Annotated in this window: 17 protein-coding genes; 3 read left to right on the top strand and 14 right to left on the bottom strand. The window is 63.9% G+C overall.

What is annotated here, in order from left to right:
• Positions 1-4: 4 nt before the first annotated feature.
• From V1479_RS03130 to bglB, 6 genes are all read right to left on the bottom strand, one after another.
• Entirely contained in the window at positions 5-1,057 is a 1,053-nt protein-coding gene (locus V1479_RS03130; protein WP_368801624.1) for a carbohydrate ABC transporter permease, read from the bottom strand.
• Positions 1,057-2,031, bottom strand: coding sequence for a carbohydrate ABC transporter permease (locus tag V1479_RS03125; protein WP_368801979.1), 975 nt, complete (start codon positions 2,029-2,031; stop codon positions 1,057-1,059). The genes V1479_RS03130 and V1479_RS03125 overlap by 1 nt, the downstream gene beginning before the upstream one ends.
• 62 nt (positions 2,032-2,093) lie before the next feature.
• Positions 2,094-3,359, bottom strand: a complete 1,266-nt coding sequence (locus V1479_RS03120; RefSeq protein ID WP_368801623.1) for an ABC transporter substrate-binding protein — start codon at positions 3,357-3,359, stop codon at positions 2,094-2,096.
• Between the two features lie 37 nt (positions 3,360-3,396).
• Positions 3,397-5,934, bottom strand: a complete 2,538-nt coding sequence (locus V1479_RS03115; RefSeq protein WP_368801622.1) for a hypothetical protein — start codon at positions 5,932-5,934, stop codon at positions 3,397-3,399.
• Complete coding sequence (gene kduI, locus V1479_RS03110; protein WP_368801621.1) at positions 5,931-6,767, bottom strand: 5-dehydro-4-deoxy-D-glucuronate isomerase; 837 nt, start codon at positions 6,765-6,767, stop codon at positions 5,931-5,933. Before kduI ends, V1479_RS03115 begins: the two co-directional genes overlap by 4 nt.
• Complete coding sequence (gene bglB / locus V1479_RS03105; protein WP_368801620.1) at positions 6,764-7,870, bottom strand: beta-galactosidase BglB; 1,107 nt, start codon at positions 7,868-7,870, stop codon at positions 6,764-6,766. Before bglB ends, kduI begins: the two co-directional genes overlap by 4 nt.
• 117 nt (positions 7,871-7,987) lie before the next feature.
• On the opposite strand from bglB, the gene V1479_RS03100 reads away from it, so the two are divergent.
• Positions 7,988-9,082 carry a LacI family DNA-binding transcriptional regulator gene (locus V1479_RS03100; protein WP_368801619.1) on the top strand — a complete coding sequence of 365 codons (1,095 nt, stop codon included), beginning with the start codon at positions 7,988-7,990 and terminating at the stop codon, positions 9,080-9,082.
• Here V1479_RS03100 and V1479_RS03095 read toward each other — a convergent pair.
• The 3 genes from V1479_RS03095 to V1479_RS03085 are packed head-to-tail and all read right to left on the bottom strand — an operon-like array spanning position 9,055 to position 11,635.
• A complete protein-coding gene (locus V1479_RS03095) occupies positions 9,055-9,585 on the bottom strand; it encodes a flavin reductase family protein (RefSeq protein ID WP_368801618.1) in 531 nt (176 codons plus the stop codon). The two genes, V1479_RS03100 and V1479_RS03095, sit on opposite strands and share 28 nt — an antisense overlap.
• Entirely contained in the window at positions 9,585-10,478 is an 894-nt protein-coding gene (locus V1479_RS03090) for an aldo/keto reductase (protein WP_368801617.1), read from the bottom strand. The genes V1479_RS03095 and V1479_RS03090 overlap by 1 nt, the downstream gene beginning before the upstream one ends.
• The gene (locus V1479_RS03085) at positions 10,478-11,635 is read right to left on the bottom strand and encodes an LLM class flavin-dependent oxidoreductase (RefSeq protein ID WP_368801616.1); all 1,158 of its coding nucleotides are present in this window, start codon (positions 11,633-11,635) and stop codon (positions 10,478-10,480) included. Before V1479_RS03085 ends, V1479_RS03090 begins: the two co-directional genes overlap by 1 nt.
• Positions 11,636-11,762: 127 nt before the next feature.
• Between V1479_RS03085 and V1479_RS03080 the strand changes: the two genes are divergently transcribed.
• Positions 11,763-12,464: a GntR family transcriptional regulator gene (locus V1479_RS03080; protein WP_368801615.1), complete on the top strand. Its 702-nt coding sequence runs from the start codon at positions 11,763-11,765 to the stop codon at positions 12,462-12,464.
• Between the two features lie 8 nt (positions 12,465-12,472).
• Positions 12,473-13,585, top strand: coding sequence for a Gfo/Idh/MocA family protein (locus tag V1479_RS03075; protein ID WP_368801614.1), 1,113 nt, complete (start codon positions 12,473-12,475; stop codon positions 13,583-13,585).
• Between the two features lie 22 nt (positions 13,586-13,607).
• Here V1479_RS03075 and V1479_RS03070 read toward each other — a convergent pair whose 3' ends face one another.
• From V1479_RS03070 to V1479_RS03050, 5 genes are read right to left on the bottom strand one after another with little or no spacing between them, the layout of a single operon-like run.
• Positions 13,608-14,555 (bottom strand): fumarylacetoacetate hydrolase family protein, encoded by a 948-nt coding sequence (locus V1479_RS03070; RefSeq protein ID WP_368801613.1) that lies wholly within the window; start codon positions 14,553-14,555, stop codon positions 13,608-13,610.
• Complete coding sequence (locus tag V1479_RS03065) at positions 14,552-15,301, bottom strand: glutathione S-transferase family protein (RefSeq protein WP_368801612.1); 750 nt, start codon at positions 15,299-15,301, stop codon at positions 14,552-14,554. Before V1479_RS03065 ends, V1479_RS03070 begins: the two co-directional genes overlap by 4 nt.
• Positions 15,302-15,309: 8 nt before the next feature.
• Positions 15,310-16,308, bottom strand: coding sequence for an MBL fold metallo-hydrolase (locus V1479_RS03060; protein ID WP_368801611.1), 999 nt, complete (start codon positions 16,306-16,308; stop codon positions 15,310-15,312).
• A 21-nt stretch (positions 16,309-16,329) separates the two neighbouring features.
• The gene (locus tag V1479_RS03055; protein WP_368801610.1) at positions 16,330-17,649 is read right to left on the bottom strand and encodes a TRAP transporter large permease; all 1,320 of its coding nucleotides are present in this window, start codon (positions 17,647-17,649) and stop codon (positions 16,330-16,332) included.
• Complete coding sequence (locus V1479_RS03050; RefSeq protein WP_368801609.1) at positions 17,646-18,218, bottom strand: TRAP transporter small permease; 573 nt, start codon at positions 18,216-18,218, stop codon at positions 17,646-17,648. The genes V1479_RS03055 and V1479_RS03050 overlap by 4 nt, the downstream gene beginning before the upstream one ends.
• Between the last annotated feature and the right edge of the window lie 2 nt (positions 18,219-18,220).

Genomic DNA, 18,220 nt, shown 5'->3' with positions numbered 1-18,220 from the left:
CCTCCTACTTCAGGCCGGCGCCGGCGATGCCGGTGGTAATGAAACGCTGCAGGAAGATGAACACCAGTACGACCGGGATCATCGTCACCACCGTCATGGCGAGAATGAAGTGCCATTGGACGTTGAGTTCGCCCGCATAGGTGTTGAGGCCGACCTGCAGCGTGTAAAGCTCGCGCCGCGACAGCACGATCAGCGGCCAAAGGAAATCGTTCCAGCGCCAGACCACGGAGAAGATCGCTAGCACCGCCAGCGCCGGTGCGGTCAGCGGCAGCACGATACGCCAATAGATCTGCCATTCGGAGGCTTTGTCCATGCGCGCCGCATCGATCAGCTCGTCCGGAATGGTGAGCATGTATTGCCGCAGCATGAACACGCCAGTCGGCGTGGCCACCGTCGGCAGGATGACACCCCAGAGCGAGTTGAACAGGCCCATCGCCGAGATGACCGAATAGAGCGGCACGATGATAACGGAGAGCGGCACCATCAGCGTGGCCACGATCAGCATCATCACCGTCGAGCGTCCGCGGAACTGATATTTCGACAGGGCAAAGGCCGCCATCGAATTGGTCAGCAGTGTGATGATCGTCGCCATCACCGTCACGAACACCGAATTCCAGAGATAGCGGAGGAAGTCGTTTGCCACGAGCGGCTCGACGTAGTTTTCGGTCGCGAAGGAGACCGTGCGCCTGGGTGTCCTGTCCTGGATATTGACCTTGATGATCTCTCCCGGATTGGCGGGATCGACCATCTGCGAGACGATGCCGATGCGCCGCACCTCGGCCAGCACGCGCGCATCGCCGTTCTCGTCCGTCACTTCATAGAGCGGCAGCGCATTGTCGTAGCCGTCGACCTGGACGAGTTCGGTGACATAGGGCAGCAGCGTGGGTGGAAATTCCGCCAGCGCGGCAGGCGTCTTGAAAGAGGAGTTCACCAGCCAGGCGGCCGGGCCGAACATCAGGATGAAGCCGCCGATCAGCCAGAACCAGGTGAAGACGTCGGTCCAGTCCCAGCGGGTGTCGCCCCGCCGGCGGAGAAGGAAGCTCGAGACCCTGCTCATCACTTGCCTCCCCGCCTGTCATTGCGACGCACGATGCCGAGCTGGAATAGCGTCAGCACGATCAGCACCAGCCCCATGAGGATCGAGGCGGCGGAAGCCAGGCCGGGATTGCGCAGATGCGAGGCGAAACCGACCTCGTAAATGTATTGGGTCAGGAACAGCGTACTTGTTCCCGGGCCGCCGCCCGTCAGCACGTACACCTCGTCGAATATCTGCACGGCGCGGATCAATGTCAGCACCAGCACGACAAGCAGGTTCGGCATCAGCAATGGCAGGGTAATGCGCCAGAACACGCGGCCCGGCCTGGTGCCGTCCATCTCGGCGGCTTCATAGAGTTCCTTGGGGATGGCCTGCAGCCCGGCAAGCAGAATGAGCGCGTAGAAGCCGACATGCGCCCACACCGACACGCCGACGGCAGCCGCGAAGGCCCAGTTGCGCTCAACCAGCCAGTTGACCGGCTCGAAGCCCAGTTCGTAGAGGCCGAAATTCAGCAGACCCTGCCGCTGCAGGATCCAGCGCCAGATCAGGCCCACAACCACCGGCGACAGCAGCACTGGGAAGAAGAAGACGGCGCGCCAGAAGCTGCGCGCCTTGAGGTCACGATTGAGCACCAGCGCGGTAACCAGCGCCACGCCGACCATGAGCGAGACCTGCAGGACGACGAAGACGGACGTGTTCCAGACCGCAGTCCAGAACAGGTCTTCGCGACAGGTCTGCCGGTCAAGATAATTGCCGCAGTCGAAGAGGCGCTCATACTGGTCTAGCCCGACGAATTCGCGGTTCGTCAGGAACAGCGCGTTTCCGCCGGTCATGGAATAGGCGATGTTGACGGCAAGCGGAAACAGCACGAACACGCCGAAGATCAGCATGTTCGGAGCAAGGAAGAAGGCGGCCATCGCATTGGTGCCGCCAAGCTTCTGCAGGCCGCGCAACGGCGGGTCGAAGACACGCGCAAGCAGGGCTACCGGCGCCATGACGATGGCGCCGGCCCTTCTTGCGATCGTCGTGCTGGCCTTCGCCGTCACGCTAGCTCTCGCTATTTCGACGCTTCGGCGACCTGCGCCTTGATGTCTTCGTCGATGCGGGTGAAGGCGTCGTCGATCGACAGTTCGCCCGCCATCGCCTGGCTGATGCGTGTCACCAGTGCGCCATAGACCGGCGTTCCCCACTTCCAGGCCGGCAGCGCGTTGGCGTTTTCATGCACCTGGCCGGTTGCCTTCACGAAAGCGGTCAGCGCCGCCTTGACGTTCGGATCGTCGCTCTGGAAGTCGATCTCGCCGGCGATGACGCCCTTGTGAGCCGGCAGGAACAGCGTGCGCTCGGTGAACTCGCGCACGACGTCCTCGCTGGCGAGGTAGTCCATCACCTTTCCGACTTCCTCAGGGTTCTTGGTGTATTTGATCCCGACGAGCGCGGCACCACCGGGCAGGCCGGAGCAGGCAACCGTGCCGCAGGGCGAGCCGGTCGCCACCCAATCGAACGCATCGCCGATCTTCGTCGACAGGTTGGCGACCTGCCAGCTACCCGAATAGTAATAGGCGATCTGGGCGTTGATGAAGTCGTCGGCTGCCGCCCGGTAGGTCGTACCGGCAGCGGACACCCAGACGTCCTTGTTCATGCGGCCGCTTTCGGTCCACTCGACCAGCTTGCGCGCAAAAGTCTTGGTGCCTTCATCGACCGGGGCCGGAAGCCGGTCTGGCCCAATATAGTTGGCACCGTAGGACACGTTGGGCGCCGATATGCGGTGGCCGCTTCGGTCGATTGCGAAGGCCGCGTTGAGCTGCTGGCTGTCCTGCACCTTGCCGGCCGCCTCGACCCACTCGTCCCAGGTCGCTTCCGGTCCGGGGATCTCGACCCCAGCCTGCTCGAACAGCGTCTTGTTGGCAAAACCGCCGGTCAGGGTTAGCTGCGTCATGAAGCCGGGAATGATCTCGGAGCCATCCGGCCGCATCCAGTCGAACTGAGCGCCGAGGTTGGTGCGCCAGTATTCGGGGTCCGCCAGATAGGGCGTCAGGTCGAGCCAGTGATCGGCCAGCGTCTTGATATTGGTGACACGGGCGATGTCGGGGCCACGACCCGCTTCCAGCTCGATCGGAAGCTGTTCCTGGATCACCTGATAGGCGACGTTGTCCAGGATGACGTTGATGTCGGGGTTTTGCTCCATGAAGCGGTTGAGCAGGTCCTGGATGACCTCGCCTTCCACGCCGTCAGAATACCACATGACGCGCACGTCGCCGGCAAATGCGACCGTCGACGACATAAGGCCTGCCGTCAGGGCGAGCACAATCTTTCTGGTTTGCATCGTAGTCTCCTCCTTTGGTGCGGCTCCCTATCCGCGTTTACTTGTCTGTCGCTGCGCCCGGCAGCGCGCCGGCCTCATGGAAGGCGGCTTCTCCCTTAACAGTCCATTCTGCCGGGTCGACGATCCGGCCCTCCGCCTCCACCCGTCCATCCCGATGGAATCGGACCTCACCATACTCCGGATCGTCAACCAGCAGCAGGCCGTCGGTTTCACGACGAAGCTGCAAAGTGGAAAAGCGTTTTCCGAAGGTCTCGAGCGCGCCATGCCTGCCGACATCTCCCAGCCGCACGATCCATACTGTCTTGCGGCCGTCCGCGCGCAGTTCGTTGCCGGCAGTCGGTCCGCTCTCGACGATGTGCAGCCCAGTGTCGGTTTTCAATTGGAGCAGGCCGTCGCCGCCGCGCGCAAGCGCGCGCCCGCCATCCACCCACGCCTCGTCGAACGCGGCTCGGGGAAACCAGGCATGGGTGAAATCCGGCTGTTCGGCCGCGCAATCAAACAGCACAACGGCGAGGCCGCGATATTGCTGTACACGCGGCAACGTGCCTGAACCGCCCCAGTAGGAGGGCCGGCCATAACCCGAATGGATCGTCTCCCCAGGATGGTTGATCCAGACCTGCGCGTCCGGGTTGCCGCCCATCCGCAGATGCAGCACCGTTTCCTGATAGCCCCACTCGTTCCAGCGATAGGCCGCCGCCGTGCCCATGGCCCATGCGCTGGTCTTGTAGTGGTAGAGTTTGGCAATGCGGTCCTGACCCTGCGCGAAACACCATTCCTGAGCGCCGTCGCACTCGAAACAGGCGATGGCGGCAAGGAACTCCGGAACGACCAGACCATAATCGCGGATGCAGAGCGCCAGTTGCGGCAACGCATGGAAACGCATGCCGTAATTGCCGTGTCCCCACAGCATGCGCGCGATGCCCGAAAGTTCCAGCGAACGCGCGGCGCGCAACGTGTGCTCGTAAGATCGGCCCTGCGCGCCGGTCAGCACGCCGCGATGCGCCGAGCGCGCGACGATTTCCAGAAGACGCAGGATCGCCGCGCCGGCGCGGCGGCGAACGTCCTCATCTGGCGCGAGCGCGTAGAGGATCGTCAGGCCCTTCAGATCGATGGGGAAATAAGGAGCCGAATTGAACTCGGCCATTTCCCACTGTTCGAAATGGTCGAGCCAGGCACGCACGCGCGAAAGACCGACCGCCGATTGCTCCACCCCCGTGCGCCCTGAACGAACGAAGCGCTCAGACTGCATCATGTGGCCGGCAAGATAGGCTGCCGTGTGGAAGAGAAGCGCGTGGTTTTCGGAAAAATACCACTGAACGTCGTTGCCCGGCTCGTCCATCCAGTAGCGATAGCCAAGGATGGCGCTATCGATGCGGCCGCGAAGGTCGTCCGACATTTGGTCGGCAAATGAATGACGGCACCACAGAAGCGGTACGAGAATGAAATCGGCGCAGTCGTGACAATCCTCGATCGCGGGCAGGGCTGCCGCGATCATCGCTTCGGTTTCGGGCCCGTCTCGTCCCGTCGCAAGGCGCGCGAGCGCCCGAACCGTGTCGGCCTCCGCTCGCTCGGCCACCTCGTCCAGCGCCTCGTCGACCCGATCCGACAGCGCGGCTGGCGCTGCGCCTTGCCGGTCTGCATGGCAAATCTCGACACCGAAAACCCGTGACGCGCTGAACCCGCCGACGGAAAGCGCGACGGTGAAATGGCGGAAATCTGCGGGCAATTCGTCCGTCCCGGCGACGGCCAGCCGTGTCTCGCCTGCCTCCATGCGGCGCGCGAACGACACCGGTTCCTCGATCGACATGAAGTCACCTTCGACGGTGATCGAGACGTCCGCTGCCACCGGCAGAGACGCGGGAGTTATCAACGCCACCTCGCCACCCGTGTAGGTGGGGCGCTCGAAATGCATCGTTGCCAGCGCATGTTCGATGGCCGCGGCGAGCGTACCTTCGACGGCGACAGGCAGGGCCTGTTCGGCCACCGGACCTTGCAGATAGTCGAGCTGGAAATAATAGCGTGCATCGCGCTCGGCCAGATCGTCGAACCAGATGCGAATCTCGTTGTCGCCGGCAACGAGGTCGGCCTCGAAATCGGCTTCGGCCTCCAGGTTTCGGCCGTAGGGCGCCATCCAGCCGATTTCCGTTCCGTTGACGAAAAGAACCGCCCCACCGCAGGTGCGCAGGCGCAGCCGGGCGCGGCCGGGAGTGGAAGCCGCAAGCGCCGTGCACGCCCATGTGCCGATTACGGTGGGGCGGAACCAGAAACCTGAAAGATCGACACGCGGCGAACCGAAGGGCAGCCAGGTGCGCGCCGCGTCGAACGCTCCGACGGGAAGCGGACGTGTGCCCCTACGCTCGGCCGCGAATTGCGTGCGGCAGGGATATTCGTGCGGGATGAAGTTCTTGTGCTTGGTCAGGAAGAAGAAGGGGTCCATCTCCCCCTTCATGGGCTGGTCGGGCACGTCGTAGCGCTGCTCGGCCGTATTGCCGAGCTGCCAGTAGACAACAGGGGACCCGGCCTCGAGCGGCCGGCGCAGGGCAAAATCGCCTCCGACATGCCCCGGTGCGTTCATCGCAGCGTCTCCACGGGGACCGGATTGACGTCGTTGTAGGCCTGGTTCTCGCCAGTCATGCCCCAGACGAACGCATAGGGGCCGGTACCGCTGCCCATGTGAATCGACCAGGCGGGCGAGATCACGCAGTCGCCATTGGCAACGATGAGGTGGCGCGTATTGTCGGGCCGGCCCATCAGGTGGATGACGCGGTCTTCCGACGCCATATCGAAATAGAGATAGGCTTCCATACGCCGCTCGTGCAGGTGCGGGGGCATGGTGTTCCAGACGCTGCCGGGCGCAAGGTCGGTGATGCCCATGAGAAGCAGGCAGGAGGGTGCGACCTCCGGATGGATATACATTGCCAGGCGCCGCTTGTTGGCGCGCTTCTCGTCGCCCAGTTCCAGCGGCTTGGCCTCGTCCTTGCGGATCAGGCGATGCTCGATGTCGGCGCCAGCGGGAACCGAGTTCATGTAGAACCATGCAGGCTGCGCCGAATCCGCGCTTTCCAGCACCACTTCCTGCGCGCCGCGACCGACATAGACGATGTCGCGGTTGCCGACCTCGAAGCGCTTGCCGTCGATCGTGACGGCGCCGTTGCTGCCGAGATTGGCAATGCCCATTTCGCGGGCGGTGAAGAAGAGCGGCGTGCCGACTTCGGCACCGTCGCCGAAGGAAATCGGCGCATCACGCGGCACGGCGCCGCCGACGATCATGCGGTCCACATGGGTATAGGCGAAGGCGATCTCGCCCGGAACAAACAGATTTTCGATCAGGAATTCGGCACGCAGCCGCTCCGTTCCGTAGCCATCGATGTCACCGGGACCGGCGCCGTAGAGTACCCGCATGTTCATGCCGCCCTGCCTTCTTTCTCTGCTTCGTAATGGATGACACCCTCCGTCAGACAGAGAATCGCCAGCGCCTGCCCGTAGCCCGTCGGCTGGATCGGGATGTCGCGATAGAACTGAAGATCATGCCCCATGCGCGTGCCATAGGACACGTTGCCGAGCACGCCATCGTCGTCAATGTTGGAGAGGACCGCGCCTAGCGCACGCAGTCCCGCCTCACCGCAGCCGCGCGGGCCGAGACCAAGTCGCGCCGCCTTGAGCAGGCCATAGCCGAAACCCGCTGTTGCCGACATCTCCTCGTAGGACGAGGCGTCGTCCAGCAAGGTGCGCCACGCCCCGGAAGGCGCCTGCACGTTCAGCAGCGCCTCGATCTGGGTGGTCAGGACGCCGAGCAAATAGGAGCGGACGGGCTCGTCGATGCCGCCGAGTTCGATCAAGTCGAGAATGCCGACCGTAATCCAGGCATTACCCCGCGCCCACAACGCGCGGGCGAAATTGTGCCGCCCGGCAAACGTCCAGCCGTGGAACCAGAGTCCGCTATGAGGGTCGGCCAGATAGCGCGCATGGACAAGGAATTGACGCTGCGCCTCGACCACCAGCTCAGGCTTGCCGGCCGCCTGTCCGTAGGAGGCAAGGAAGAGCGCGACCATGAACAGCGTGTCGTCCCACAGCTCGTCATCGTTGATCCTGTCGGAGACGTCGTGCTGGAAACCCGCTTCCGGCGTGCGCGGCAGGTGGCTCACCACCTCGTCCGCCCAGGCGGCCAGCGGCTTCTCCCATCGCGGGTCGCGGGTCTCGCGCCACAGCAAAGACAATGCCAGCATAGGCGCGGTCGTATTGACATTAAGCGGCGGCAGGCCTTGCTCGATCTGCCTTGAATACCAGTCCTCGACGATGGAGCGCAGCGCAGGATCCTGCGTATGCATCCACAGGCGCACGATGCCGTAGAGCCCTACTCCTTGAGGCCATTCCCACGAATTGAAGGAGATGTAATCGCCGGCGCTACCGTCGAGATTCGGCTCGTCGAAGCGCCCATCGTGGCGCAGCGCCGTCATGCCGCCCACCAGCCGCTCCAGATGCGAACGTATCAATCCTGCCGACGGGGCCACTGCTCCTCCCGAATGCTTGCGGAACCCGCGACAGAGGTTCCACATTGCAAAGACTTGCGCAATCTGAAAATTATTTGCACAGTGCAACCCTCTTGGAGCAGTGGAGCGCGTACCGCGATGGTGTCGGAGGGAAAACGTGGAACGCCCAGCCGGCGGGTGCGCCTCGAAGACGTTGCCGCCCAATGCGGCGTTTCGGTCAGCACCGCATCGCGCGCGCTCGCGAATGCCAAGGGCGTGCGCCCGGACCTGCGCGCGACCATCCTTGAGACAGCGCGCCGGCTCAACTACACGGTTCCGACCTCGATTGCCGGCCGCAAGGTCATTCTCGCGGCCTCCAGCGCGGCCATGCTCGACTATGTGCGCAACCAGTTCACCTTCTATGTGCTGGAGGGACTGGCGGAGCGGGCCAAGTCCCTGGGCGTGGAAGTGATCTCGCGGGCCATCGCCAACACGGCGGAGGAAGCCGCCCTGCTCGCCGATGCCAGGGCGGATGACGGAGTGGTCGGCTGCCTGTTCCTCACGCTTGACGACGAATCCGTGCTGACGCTCGCCAGCGATTTCGACAAGCCCATTGTGCTCGTCAATGGGGATGACCCTGAGATGCGACACTCGAGCGTCACGCCCTGCAACAGGTCGGCGGCGCGGCTGGCGACCGAGCATCTTCTTGCGCTGGGCCACGAACGTATCCTGTTCCTGATGCGGCGCGGCCGTCGCACGATCGAACGGCGATACGAGGGATGGCAGGACGCGCTGCGCGCGCACGGGCTGGAGGCTTCCGCCGATCTCGTCGTCGATGTACCCGACTGGCTGCCAGAACTCGCGGCCGAGGCGATCACGCAACGCATCGCGGGGGGCGGACGCGACTTCACCGCGATCCTTGCCGCCGGCGACAGCCTCGCGGTCGGGGCGATGATGGGGCTTGAAAGTGCGGGCCTGGGCGTGCCGGGCGATGTCTCGGTGATGGGCATGGACGACCTGCCACAAGCCGCTTTTCACAACCCGCCATTGTCGACGATGCACATTCCCATGCGTGAGATCGGCGCTGCGGCGCTGGACCTGCTGCTTGACGACCTCGGCAGCCAGCGCATGCCACCCCGCCGCATCGAATTCGCCTGCCACCTCGTCGAGCGCCAATCGACGGGGCCTGCCCCTGCCGGTGCCGACATTGGGGGCGGCGCGAAACATCACGCGAACCTGTCGAACCGGCCGTAGCCACCGCCTGCAAAAAGAAGCGGTTCGCCTTCCGCGAAGCTGGCGGCGACGACCCGCGCCACGACGATCGCATGGTCGCCGCCATCATGCGTTGCCAGCCGCGAGCATTCGAAGCGAGAGAGGCACCCTTTCAACAACGGTACGCCCGCCTCGCTGCGGTCGTGGTCGAGCCCGGCAAACGCCTCGCCAGCACACGCGAAGCGGCGGCTAAGCTCAAGCTGGTCCGCGCCCAGCACATGAACGGCGAAGTCGCGGCATTGAGCGAAGGCCGGGAAGCGCCGCGAATGGCGACCGATCGACCACAACACGATCGGCGGGTCGAGCGACACGGAAGAAAAGCTGTTGGCGGTAATGCCGACCGGACCCTCCGGCGTGTCCGTCGTCACCACGGTCACGCCGGTCGCGAAGCGGCCAAGCGCATCCCTGAATTCACGCTGGCGTTCCGGGCCGGGGACAAAGCTTTTCATCGGTCGGGCGTGATCGCTGTCGGCGAAGTGATACATCAGGCAACCTCCCTGCCGAGCTCGGCGGTGTAGAGTTCGAACCAGGTTTCACGGTCCATCGGAACCGTGAGGGCATCGGCAAGCCGCGCGATGCGGGCGGGATCGTTGGTGCCGAGCACCGGAAGGATCCGCGCCGGATGTGCGAGCAGCCACGCAACCGCGACCGCACCCGCATCGACGCCGAATTTTTCGCCGAGCCCGGCCAGCAGCTCTGCAAGCGGACCCTGCGTTTCGCGCACCAGCCGGCCGCCGCCGAGAGGCGACCACGCCATCGGCGCGATGCCCCGCTCCTGCAGGAACGCCACGTCGCCGTTGACGAAGGCCTCATGCGCGAGGAGGGACAGCTCGATCTGGTTGGTGAGCAGCGGAGACTTCATCGCCGATTGCAGCAGCGTCCAGTCGTGCGGGCGGAAGTTCGACACACCGACCGCACGAACCTTGCCGGAGCGTACTGCCTCGTCGAGCGCTGCCCCGGTCTCGTGATGATCCATGAACGGGTCCGGCCGATGGATAAGCAGCAAATCGATACGTTCTATGCCCATTGCACGCAGCGATTGATCGATCGACGCCCGGATATGATTAGCCGACGTATCGTAATGTTTCACGCGCCGGTCGGCGTAGCGCGCAATAGGCGCGACGATGCCGCATTTGGTGACGATCTCCAGCCGGTCGCGCAAGGCGGGCGCCGCTTTCAGGCAGGCACCCAGCAGGCCCTCCGCCGTATAGCCACCATAGATGTCGGCCTGGTCGATGGTGGTGATGCCCTGCTCGAGGCAGGCTTCTATCTTGGCCCGAACGCGCGCCGGCGACGTATCGCGGTCGTCGCCCAGCCGCCACATGCCGTAGACGATGCGCGACAGTTCCAGCCCTTCGCCAAGTTTCACCCGTTCCATCAGCGGCGCTCCCCGTTTCCAAGCGGTGTTGCCGGCACATCAGCGGGCACGCGGTCGTAGACATGCGGCAGCGAGCAGGTTTCCAGATGCGGCAGAACCAGCCTGCCGAACGCCTCGCATTCGTCGAGGTGCGGATAGCCGGAGAAGATGAAGGCGCGGATGCCCATCTTGCGATAGGCCTCGATCTCCGAAAGAACCTGATCGGCGGAACCCACAAGGGCCGCGCCGCAGCCCGAGCGGGCCCGACCGACGCCGGTCCAAAGGTGCGGCTCGATGAAACCCTCCGCATCTGCCGCATCGCGGTTCTTCGCCTGATGCGCCACGCCCAGCGATGTCGAGTCGAGCGCGCGCGAGCGGATGGCGGTTCCCTGCTCGTCATCCAGTTTCGAGACCAGTTCACGGGCATATTCCCGCGCCTCAGCTTCGGTGTCGCGCACGATCATGTGGACACGGAGCCCGTAATCGAGTGTACGGCCATGAGCGGCGGCACGCTCGTTGACGGCGCGCATGCGCCCGGCAAGCTGCTCCTTCGTTTCGGGCCACATCAAATAGACATCGCAGTGCTCGGCGCAGAGTTCGAGCGCGTCGGGCGAATAGCCGCCGAAATAGAGCAGCGGGCCGCCGTTCTGCTGATAGGGCCTGGCGGGATCGGCTGAAACCTTAGCCAGATCGTAGACCTCGCCTTGATGGTCGATCTCGTCGCGCGTCCAGGCCTGCTTGAGGATTTGCACCACCTCGCGCGAACGCTGGTAGCGGAAGCTGCTGTCGGCGGTCTCGCCGGGGAAATCCGACGAGATGACGTTCAGCGTCAGACGGCCTTTCAACATGTGGTCGAGCGTCGCCACCGTGCGCGCCAGCATGATCGGTTGCATCTCGCCACAGCGGATGGCCGCAAGCAGGTTGATCTTCGAGGTGATGGGCGCGCAGCCGGCGACGAAGGAAAGCGTGTCCTGCCCCACCTGATAGGACGAGGGACACAGAATGTTGCGGAAACCCAGCGCCTCGGCACGGGTGACGATTGCGGAACAATGTTCCCAGCTCGACCGCAGGCTGCCGTCGGGAACGCCCAGATAGCGATAATCGTCCGAGCAGAGCGCCGAGAACCAGGAAACTTCAGAAGCTTCGAGATCGGCGGATGTCACCGGCACGACGGTCATCGTTTCATCCCTTTCCCGCAGCGAAGGACCGAGCCCGTCGGGCTGCTTTGCGATCGGCTGCAATTTCCTATTGCGTAACACTCACATTGATGTAGATCAATAGTGTATCAATTTTTGCTGTGCTGCCATGTCCGACCGCTACGCCTTGCCGCTTCACCAGCAGATCAGCGAAATGCTGATCCGCGAGATCGCGGCCGGGCGCATGATCGACGGCGAAAAGCTCGCACCCGAGCGCGAAATGGCCGCAAACCTCAACGTCGCGGTCGGAACGCTGCGCAAGGCGCTCGCCGACCTGCATGCCAAGGGCCTGCTGGAGCGCGTGCAGGGCTCCGGCAACTATGTCCGCTCGCGGCCAGACGTCGACAGCATCTATGCGATGTTTCGTCTAGAACTGACCGAAGGCGGCGGGCTGCCGACAGCGCGCGTTCTTTCGGTCGAGCGGCTGGCAAAGACCGCCGACATGCCGCGTTTCGGCACAAGCAACCAGGCGCATCGCATCCGCCGGCTACGGAGCCTCGGCAGCAGGCCGGCGGCGGTCGAGGAAATCTGGCTCGATGGCGACTACGTCGAGACGATCGCGGCGGAAGACCTCTCCGATTCACTCTACCTATTCTACCGGCAGGCACTGGGCATCTGGATTTCGCGGGCGGAGGACCGCGTCGGCGTCGATGCCGTGCCGCCATGGGCTCCGGCGGAGTTCGGGCTGGCCGCCGGGGCGCCGGCTGGCTTCATTGAACGCATCGGCTGGACACAGGACGGCGCGAGCGCGGAATTTTCACGAACCTGGTTCGACCACACCAAGGCGCGCTATGTCGCGCGGCTGCGATAGGAACAAGCATGGGCCGGCATATCTCCTACGGCGTCGTCGGATGCGGCATGATGGGGCAGGAGCATTTGCGCAACATCGCGCTTCTGCCGGATGCCGACGTGGTCGCGATCTTCGAGCCGGATGCGGCGATGCGCGCCATCGCAGCCTCGCTCGCACCCAAGGCAGTGCTTGTCAGCTCGCTGCCGGAACTGCTCGCTCGTCCGGAACTCGACTGCGTGCTCATTGCAAGCCCCAACCATTTGCATTCGGCACAGTTGCGTGAGATCGCCGCAACGAGAGCGCTGCCGCTGATGGTCGAAAAGCCGCTCTTCATCGATCAGGACGAGGCAGAAGCCATGCGGGCGTTCGCCGCCGGCTATCCGGCGCCCGTGTGGGTCGCGATGGAGTATCGCTACATGCCGCCGGTGGCCAAGTTCATCGCCGAGGCGGAGGCTGCGACCGGCGGCATCCGCATGCTGACGATCCGCGAACACCGCTATCCTTTCCTGCAGAAGGTGGGTGCCTGGAACCGCTTCAACCGGACCTCGGGCGGAACCTTCGTCGAAAAATGCTGTCACTTCTTCGACCTGATGCGCCTCATCCTGCGCTCCGAGCCGGTGCGGGTAATGGCGTCCGCCGGGCAGGCGGTGAACCATCTCGACGAGCGCTATGGCGACGACGTGCCGGACATATGGGACAACGGCTATGTGCTGGTCGACTTCGCAAGCGGCGCGCGCGCGATGCTGGAATTGTGCATGTTCGCGGATGGCAGCCGCTATCAGGAGGAGATTTGCGCGGTGGGCGCGAGAGGCAAGATCGAATGCCTGGTACCCGGACCAACCCGCTTCTGGCCGCCGCAGGCCGGGCCTGCCCCTGTGCCGCTGGTTACGGTGAGCCCCCGCCGGCCTGACACGCCCTACACGTTCGAATTGCCAGTCGACCCTACCCTGCTTGAAGCAGGTGACCACAACGGCTCGACCTTCTACCAGCACCAGCGCTTCTGCGCGGCGCTGCGGGGCGAGGGTCGTGTCGAGGTGACGCTGGATGACGGCTGGCGGGCCGTCGCCATGGGCATGGCTGCGCAGCGCTCGGCCCGCGAGGGCATCGCGATAGCCGATCCGATGGCCCAGAGGTTGTCCTGATTACCTTGCAGACCGGCAGACGTCAGACCCCGGCGCTGCGATCGACCACCCTGTTTCTGAGGATGCCCAACCCCTCGATCTCGAGTTCGACCACGTCGCCATGCTTCAGGAACCGGCCGAGTTCCAGCCCGCAGCCGCTGCCGACGGTTCCCGAACCTATGAATTCGCCGGCATGGAGGGTCTCATCGCTCGATATGTGCGCCAGCACGGCAGGAAACTTGTGGTGCATTTCGCCGGAGTTGCCGCGCGACCACTCCTCGCCGTTGATCCGCGCCGTCATCGTCAGATTGTGCGGGTCGGATACCTCGTCCGCCGTGACGAGCCAAGGGCCCATAGCGTTGCCGGTATCGAAATCCTTGCCCTTCGCCGGGCCGAGCTGGCCCGTCATTTCGCGAAGCTGCGCGGTACGGGCGGTGAAGTCATTGAAGATGCAGTAGCCGAAAATGTGGTCGTTCGCGTCCTCGGGGCGGATGTCCTTGCCCTTGAGTGAGAGGAACACGCCGAGCTCGAGTTCGTAGTCGAAGCGCGTCTCGCCGCGGGGCACGATCACGTCCACGTCCGACCCCACGACCGAGAAGCGGTTTGCCTTGTAGTAGATCGGCTGCTCGTACCAGACCGCCGGCACGTCGACCTTGGCCGGATCGCGCGGAAACCCTTCGTAGCCGAAGAGGTGGCGGTTGGCGCGTGCCTGTCGGAGGTGCTTTTCGAAGCACAAAGCGTCGCGCATCTGGCGGGGTTCCGGCACCGGCGCGAGCAGGCGCACTCCCCCGGCTTCGTGAACGTTTTCCCGCTTCGAAAGTACCCCGCGAGCTTCCTCGAGCCCGCGCTCGCCAGCGTCGATCAGCGCAAGCATGGAGCCAAAATGAGGAGCGGCTGACGCAGCAAATTCGCAGACGGCTCCGCTTTCATCGAGCACCGCGCCGATGCGCTGGCGTTCTTCGCCCGGAAGATTGAAAGTGACCAGCTTCATAGCGCGACTTCCTGCAGTTCGGGATAACGGTGCGAGAGGCGGCTTCCCTGATAATAGGTTGCCGCGTTGGCTGGCCGCGCGCGCATGGCGGCGAACCAGCGACCAACATCAGAGGCCTCCGACCACATCGCCGCGTGGCCGAGATCGGCCATACGATCGAAGGTCGGATAGACGCAGATGTCGGCTAGCGTCAGCGCGTCGCCGCAAAGCCATACATTGCCGGCAAGCCGCTTTTGCATGCGCGCGATCGTCTGCGCGAGCGCATGGAAGGACGCCTCGACCTCCTGGTCCGAGAAACCTGTGCGGCCCATCTTCTGGTAGAAGTGAGTGCGCAGAGGCCGCGCCTTGGCTTCGGCACCAAACTGCTCGTCCGTCAGGCCCGCGAAGTGGCGCACGAAGACCTGCGAGAAGGACGGCACGCGGATCGCCGCCGTCGGCACTTCCTCGAAATAGCGCAACCAAGCCCGCATGTCTGCGCGGCCGACCGGACCGTCAGGCGACAGCGGCACCTGCGGAAACACCTCATCGAGATATTCCATGATGACCGATGAATCGAGGATGGGCTGCCCGTCATGGACGAGGGTCGGCACGACGCCGTTCGGGTTGAGCGCGAGGTAGTCCGGCGCCAGATGCTCGTTCTTGCGGAAGTCGATCTGCGTATCCGTGAAGGGCAGTCCCTTCTCGTGAAGGCACAGGCGCACCTTCTGACTGCAGGTCGAATAGGCGTTGTTGAGAAGCTCGATCATCGATGCACCTAGTGGTCGTGGCCGCAGTTGCAGGCGGGGGCCTCGTGCGGCGACCGAGCACCGGCGCGATAACGTCCCATCAGTTTCTGCAGCTCGGATCGCTCGGGGGAAATGCTGCCGCCGGAGAGCTCGCGATAGATCTGCGCGACATTGACCACGACGCGTTCGCGGTCGAGCCAGCTATCGTAGGCATCGAAGGCGATGTCCCAGGCCGCGTCGGCATAGTTCATGCCGGCCTCATAACGCGCCTTGGCTGCGTCGCGGGTGTAGACGAGATAGTCGCGCATGGCGCGCAGCGCCTGCTTGTCGCCGACGGGGCCATGGCCCGGCACGACGATGTCAACATCCCAGCCGAGTATCGCCTCGCACGCATCGATCCAGTTGCCGACCGGTCCTGCCCACAGGATGGGATGCCCCTCGGAGAACAGCAGGTCGCCGGTGAACACCGTCTTCGCCGACGGAATATAGGCGACGATATCGCCAAGCGTGTGGGCCGGGCCGAATTCGTGCAGTTCCACCTGCGTGTCGCCGACCATCACATCCGTCCGGCCACTGAAGGTCGTGTCCGGCGGCGTGAATACGATACCGGAGAAATCGAAATGGGCGCCCATCACCTCATGCATGAAGCGGCCGGCCTCGCCGTTCTCGCGCCACCGCTGCATGGTGTCGCGAAACTGCTCCGGCGGACGCTCCCGCATCTCTTCCAGACAGGCGGCCGAGGCGACGATGCGTGCGCCCTCGACAAGCTGATTGCCGAAGGTGTGATCGCCATTGGCGTGGGTGTTGACCAGCGTGTCGATATGCCTGGCTGCCGGCGTGGCGTCGCGGAAGGCGCCGAGCATCTCCCGCGTAAGATCGAGCGTGAACAGCGTATCCACCAGCAGGCTGCGATCGCCGTCGGTGATGAGGCCGGCGTTGCTCCAGCCCCAGGAACCATCAGGCTGGACATAGGCGAGGAGACCGTTGCCGAGATCCTCCACACCCTTGCGAAATGCGCGTTGCGACATGCGAATTGCCTTTTCGTATTTTTACAGAAGAGCGGTCGCAAGCTGCGGTATCAGCAGCACCAGACCGATCATGACGAGCATCGCGACGACGAACGGAAACGCGCCGGCGAAGATGACGTTGAGAGGGATGTCGAGCTTTTCCAGATTGGCCTTGATGACGAAGCAGGCAATGCCAAGCGGCGGCGTCAGCAGGCCGACCTCGACGGCTATGATGGTCAGGATGCCGAACCAGATGAGATCGACCTGAAAGCTGGCCATGATCGGCAGGATCAGCGGCAGCACGATCAGCATGATCGACGACGAATCGAGGATGGTGCCAAGCGCTATGATGGCCAACAGGTACAAAGCCATCACCGCGAACAGGCCCAGCTCGTAATGCTGGATCAGCGCATTCATCTGGCTGGGCAGGCCGGAAAGCGCCAGCAGCCTGGCATACATGTGAGCGGCAACGATCAGGAAGGTGATTGCCGCCGTTACCCTGCCGGTTTCGACGAGAAGGCCCCAGAACTGCCGCCAGCCCAGGCTGCGACGCGTGACGCTGATGACGAGTGCCGCCAGCGCGCCGACCGCGCCCGCCTCCGTCGGCGTGAAGACCCCGCCATAGATGCCGCCGAGCACGATGACGATCAAAAGCACGACCGGCGCCGATTTGCCGATCATCTGCGATGGCGAAAGATCGTCGGCGACGAGGCTTCTGGCGCCTTCCTCAGGCTTGGCCAGCACGAAGCCCGGCCTGAACTTCGCCAGAAGCAGGATCGTCGCCACGAAGAGCAGGGAGAGAACGATGCCCGGCAGGATGCCGGCGGTGAAAAGATCGCCGATCGAGACCTCCGCGATGATGCCGTAGAGGATCAGCAGCAGGCTCGGCGGGATCAGCATACCAAGCACCGACGACCCGGCAACCACGCCGACGGAGAAGCGGCGCGTATAGCCCGACCGGAGCAGTTCCGGCACGGCGATGCGCGTGAATACGGAAGCCGACGCGATGCTGGTCCCGTTGACCGCGGCAAAGACGGCATTGGCGAAAACGGTGGCAATGCCGAGCCCGCCCGTCAGCCTCCGAAACAGTTGCCCGGCGACCTCGAAGACATCGCGGCCCAAACCAGAAATGCCGACCAGAAGTCCCATCAGGACGAAGAGCGGAATGACCCCGAACGAGTAGCGCGCGACGCTTTCGAGCGCGGCTAGCGACAGGAAAGTCCCCGCCACGTCGAAATTGCCACGGATAAGCGCAACGCTGAAAAAGGAAACCGCAGCCAGCGCGATCGCCACATGCAGGCCGGACTGGATCAGGACGAGGATGAGGACGATCGACATCAGGCCGATCTGAAGATTGCTCATGCTGCGCCTCCCGAGACCAGACCGGAGATCAGCCGCCGCATGCAATGGATGGTCTTCACGGCATATTCCACGGTCGCCAGAGCCGCACCGAACAGGACGCCCGCGTAGAATGGCCAGACGGGAGCCAGAAAGACACCGTAGACGCCGATCGTGTGACCGGCCGTGTAGGCGCGCGCGACCTTGGGATAGACGTAGTAGACGAGCAGGGCGAGCATCAGCGTGCCGGCGGCGTTGAAGAGCGTTTCCATCGCAAACGCCACACCGGGCCGCTGGCGGGTCAGCCGCTCGATCCACATATCGGAACGGATCATGCGATCACTGCGGATGCAGTCGGGGAGCTGCAGGAAGATGATGGTGACGATGGAGGCCGAAACGATCTCGGCCACGCCGGGTATCGGCTGGTTGAAGAGATAGCGCATCGCCACGTCGGAATTGATGAGGACCATGATGCCCACGATCATCAATGTTCCGACTGCCGAAAACGCCTCGGTTACCCGACCCAAAGGTGAGGTTCGCCGCAAAGGCGAACCCGTCGCGGAGGGGTCCTCCGCGAACAGATCCTTGCTCATGT

It is taken from the genome of Neoaquamicrobium sediminum (genome assembly GCF_040970315.1).
Lineage (GTDB): Bacteria > Pseudomonadota > Alphaproteobacteria > Rhizobiales > Rhizobiaceae > Aerobium > Aerobium sediminum.
The sequence above is the reverse complement of the archived record's forward strand: the minus strand, read 5'-3'. Positions and strand labels throughout refer to the sequence as shown.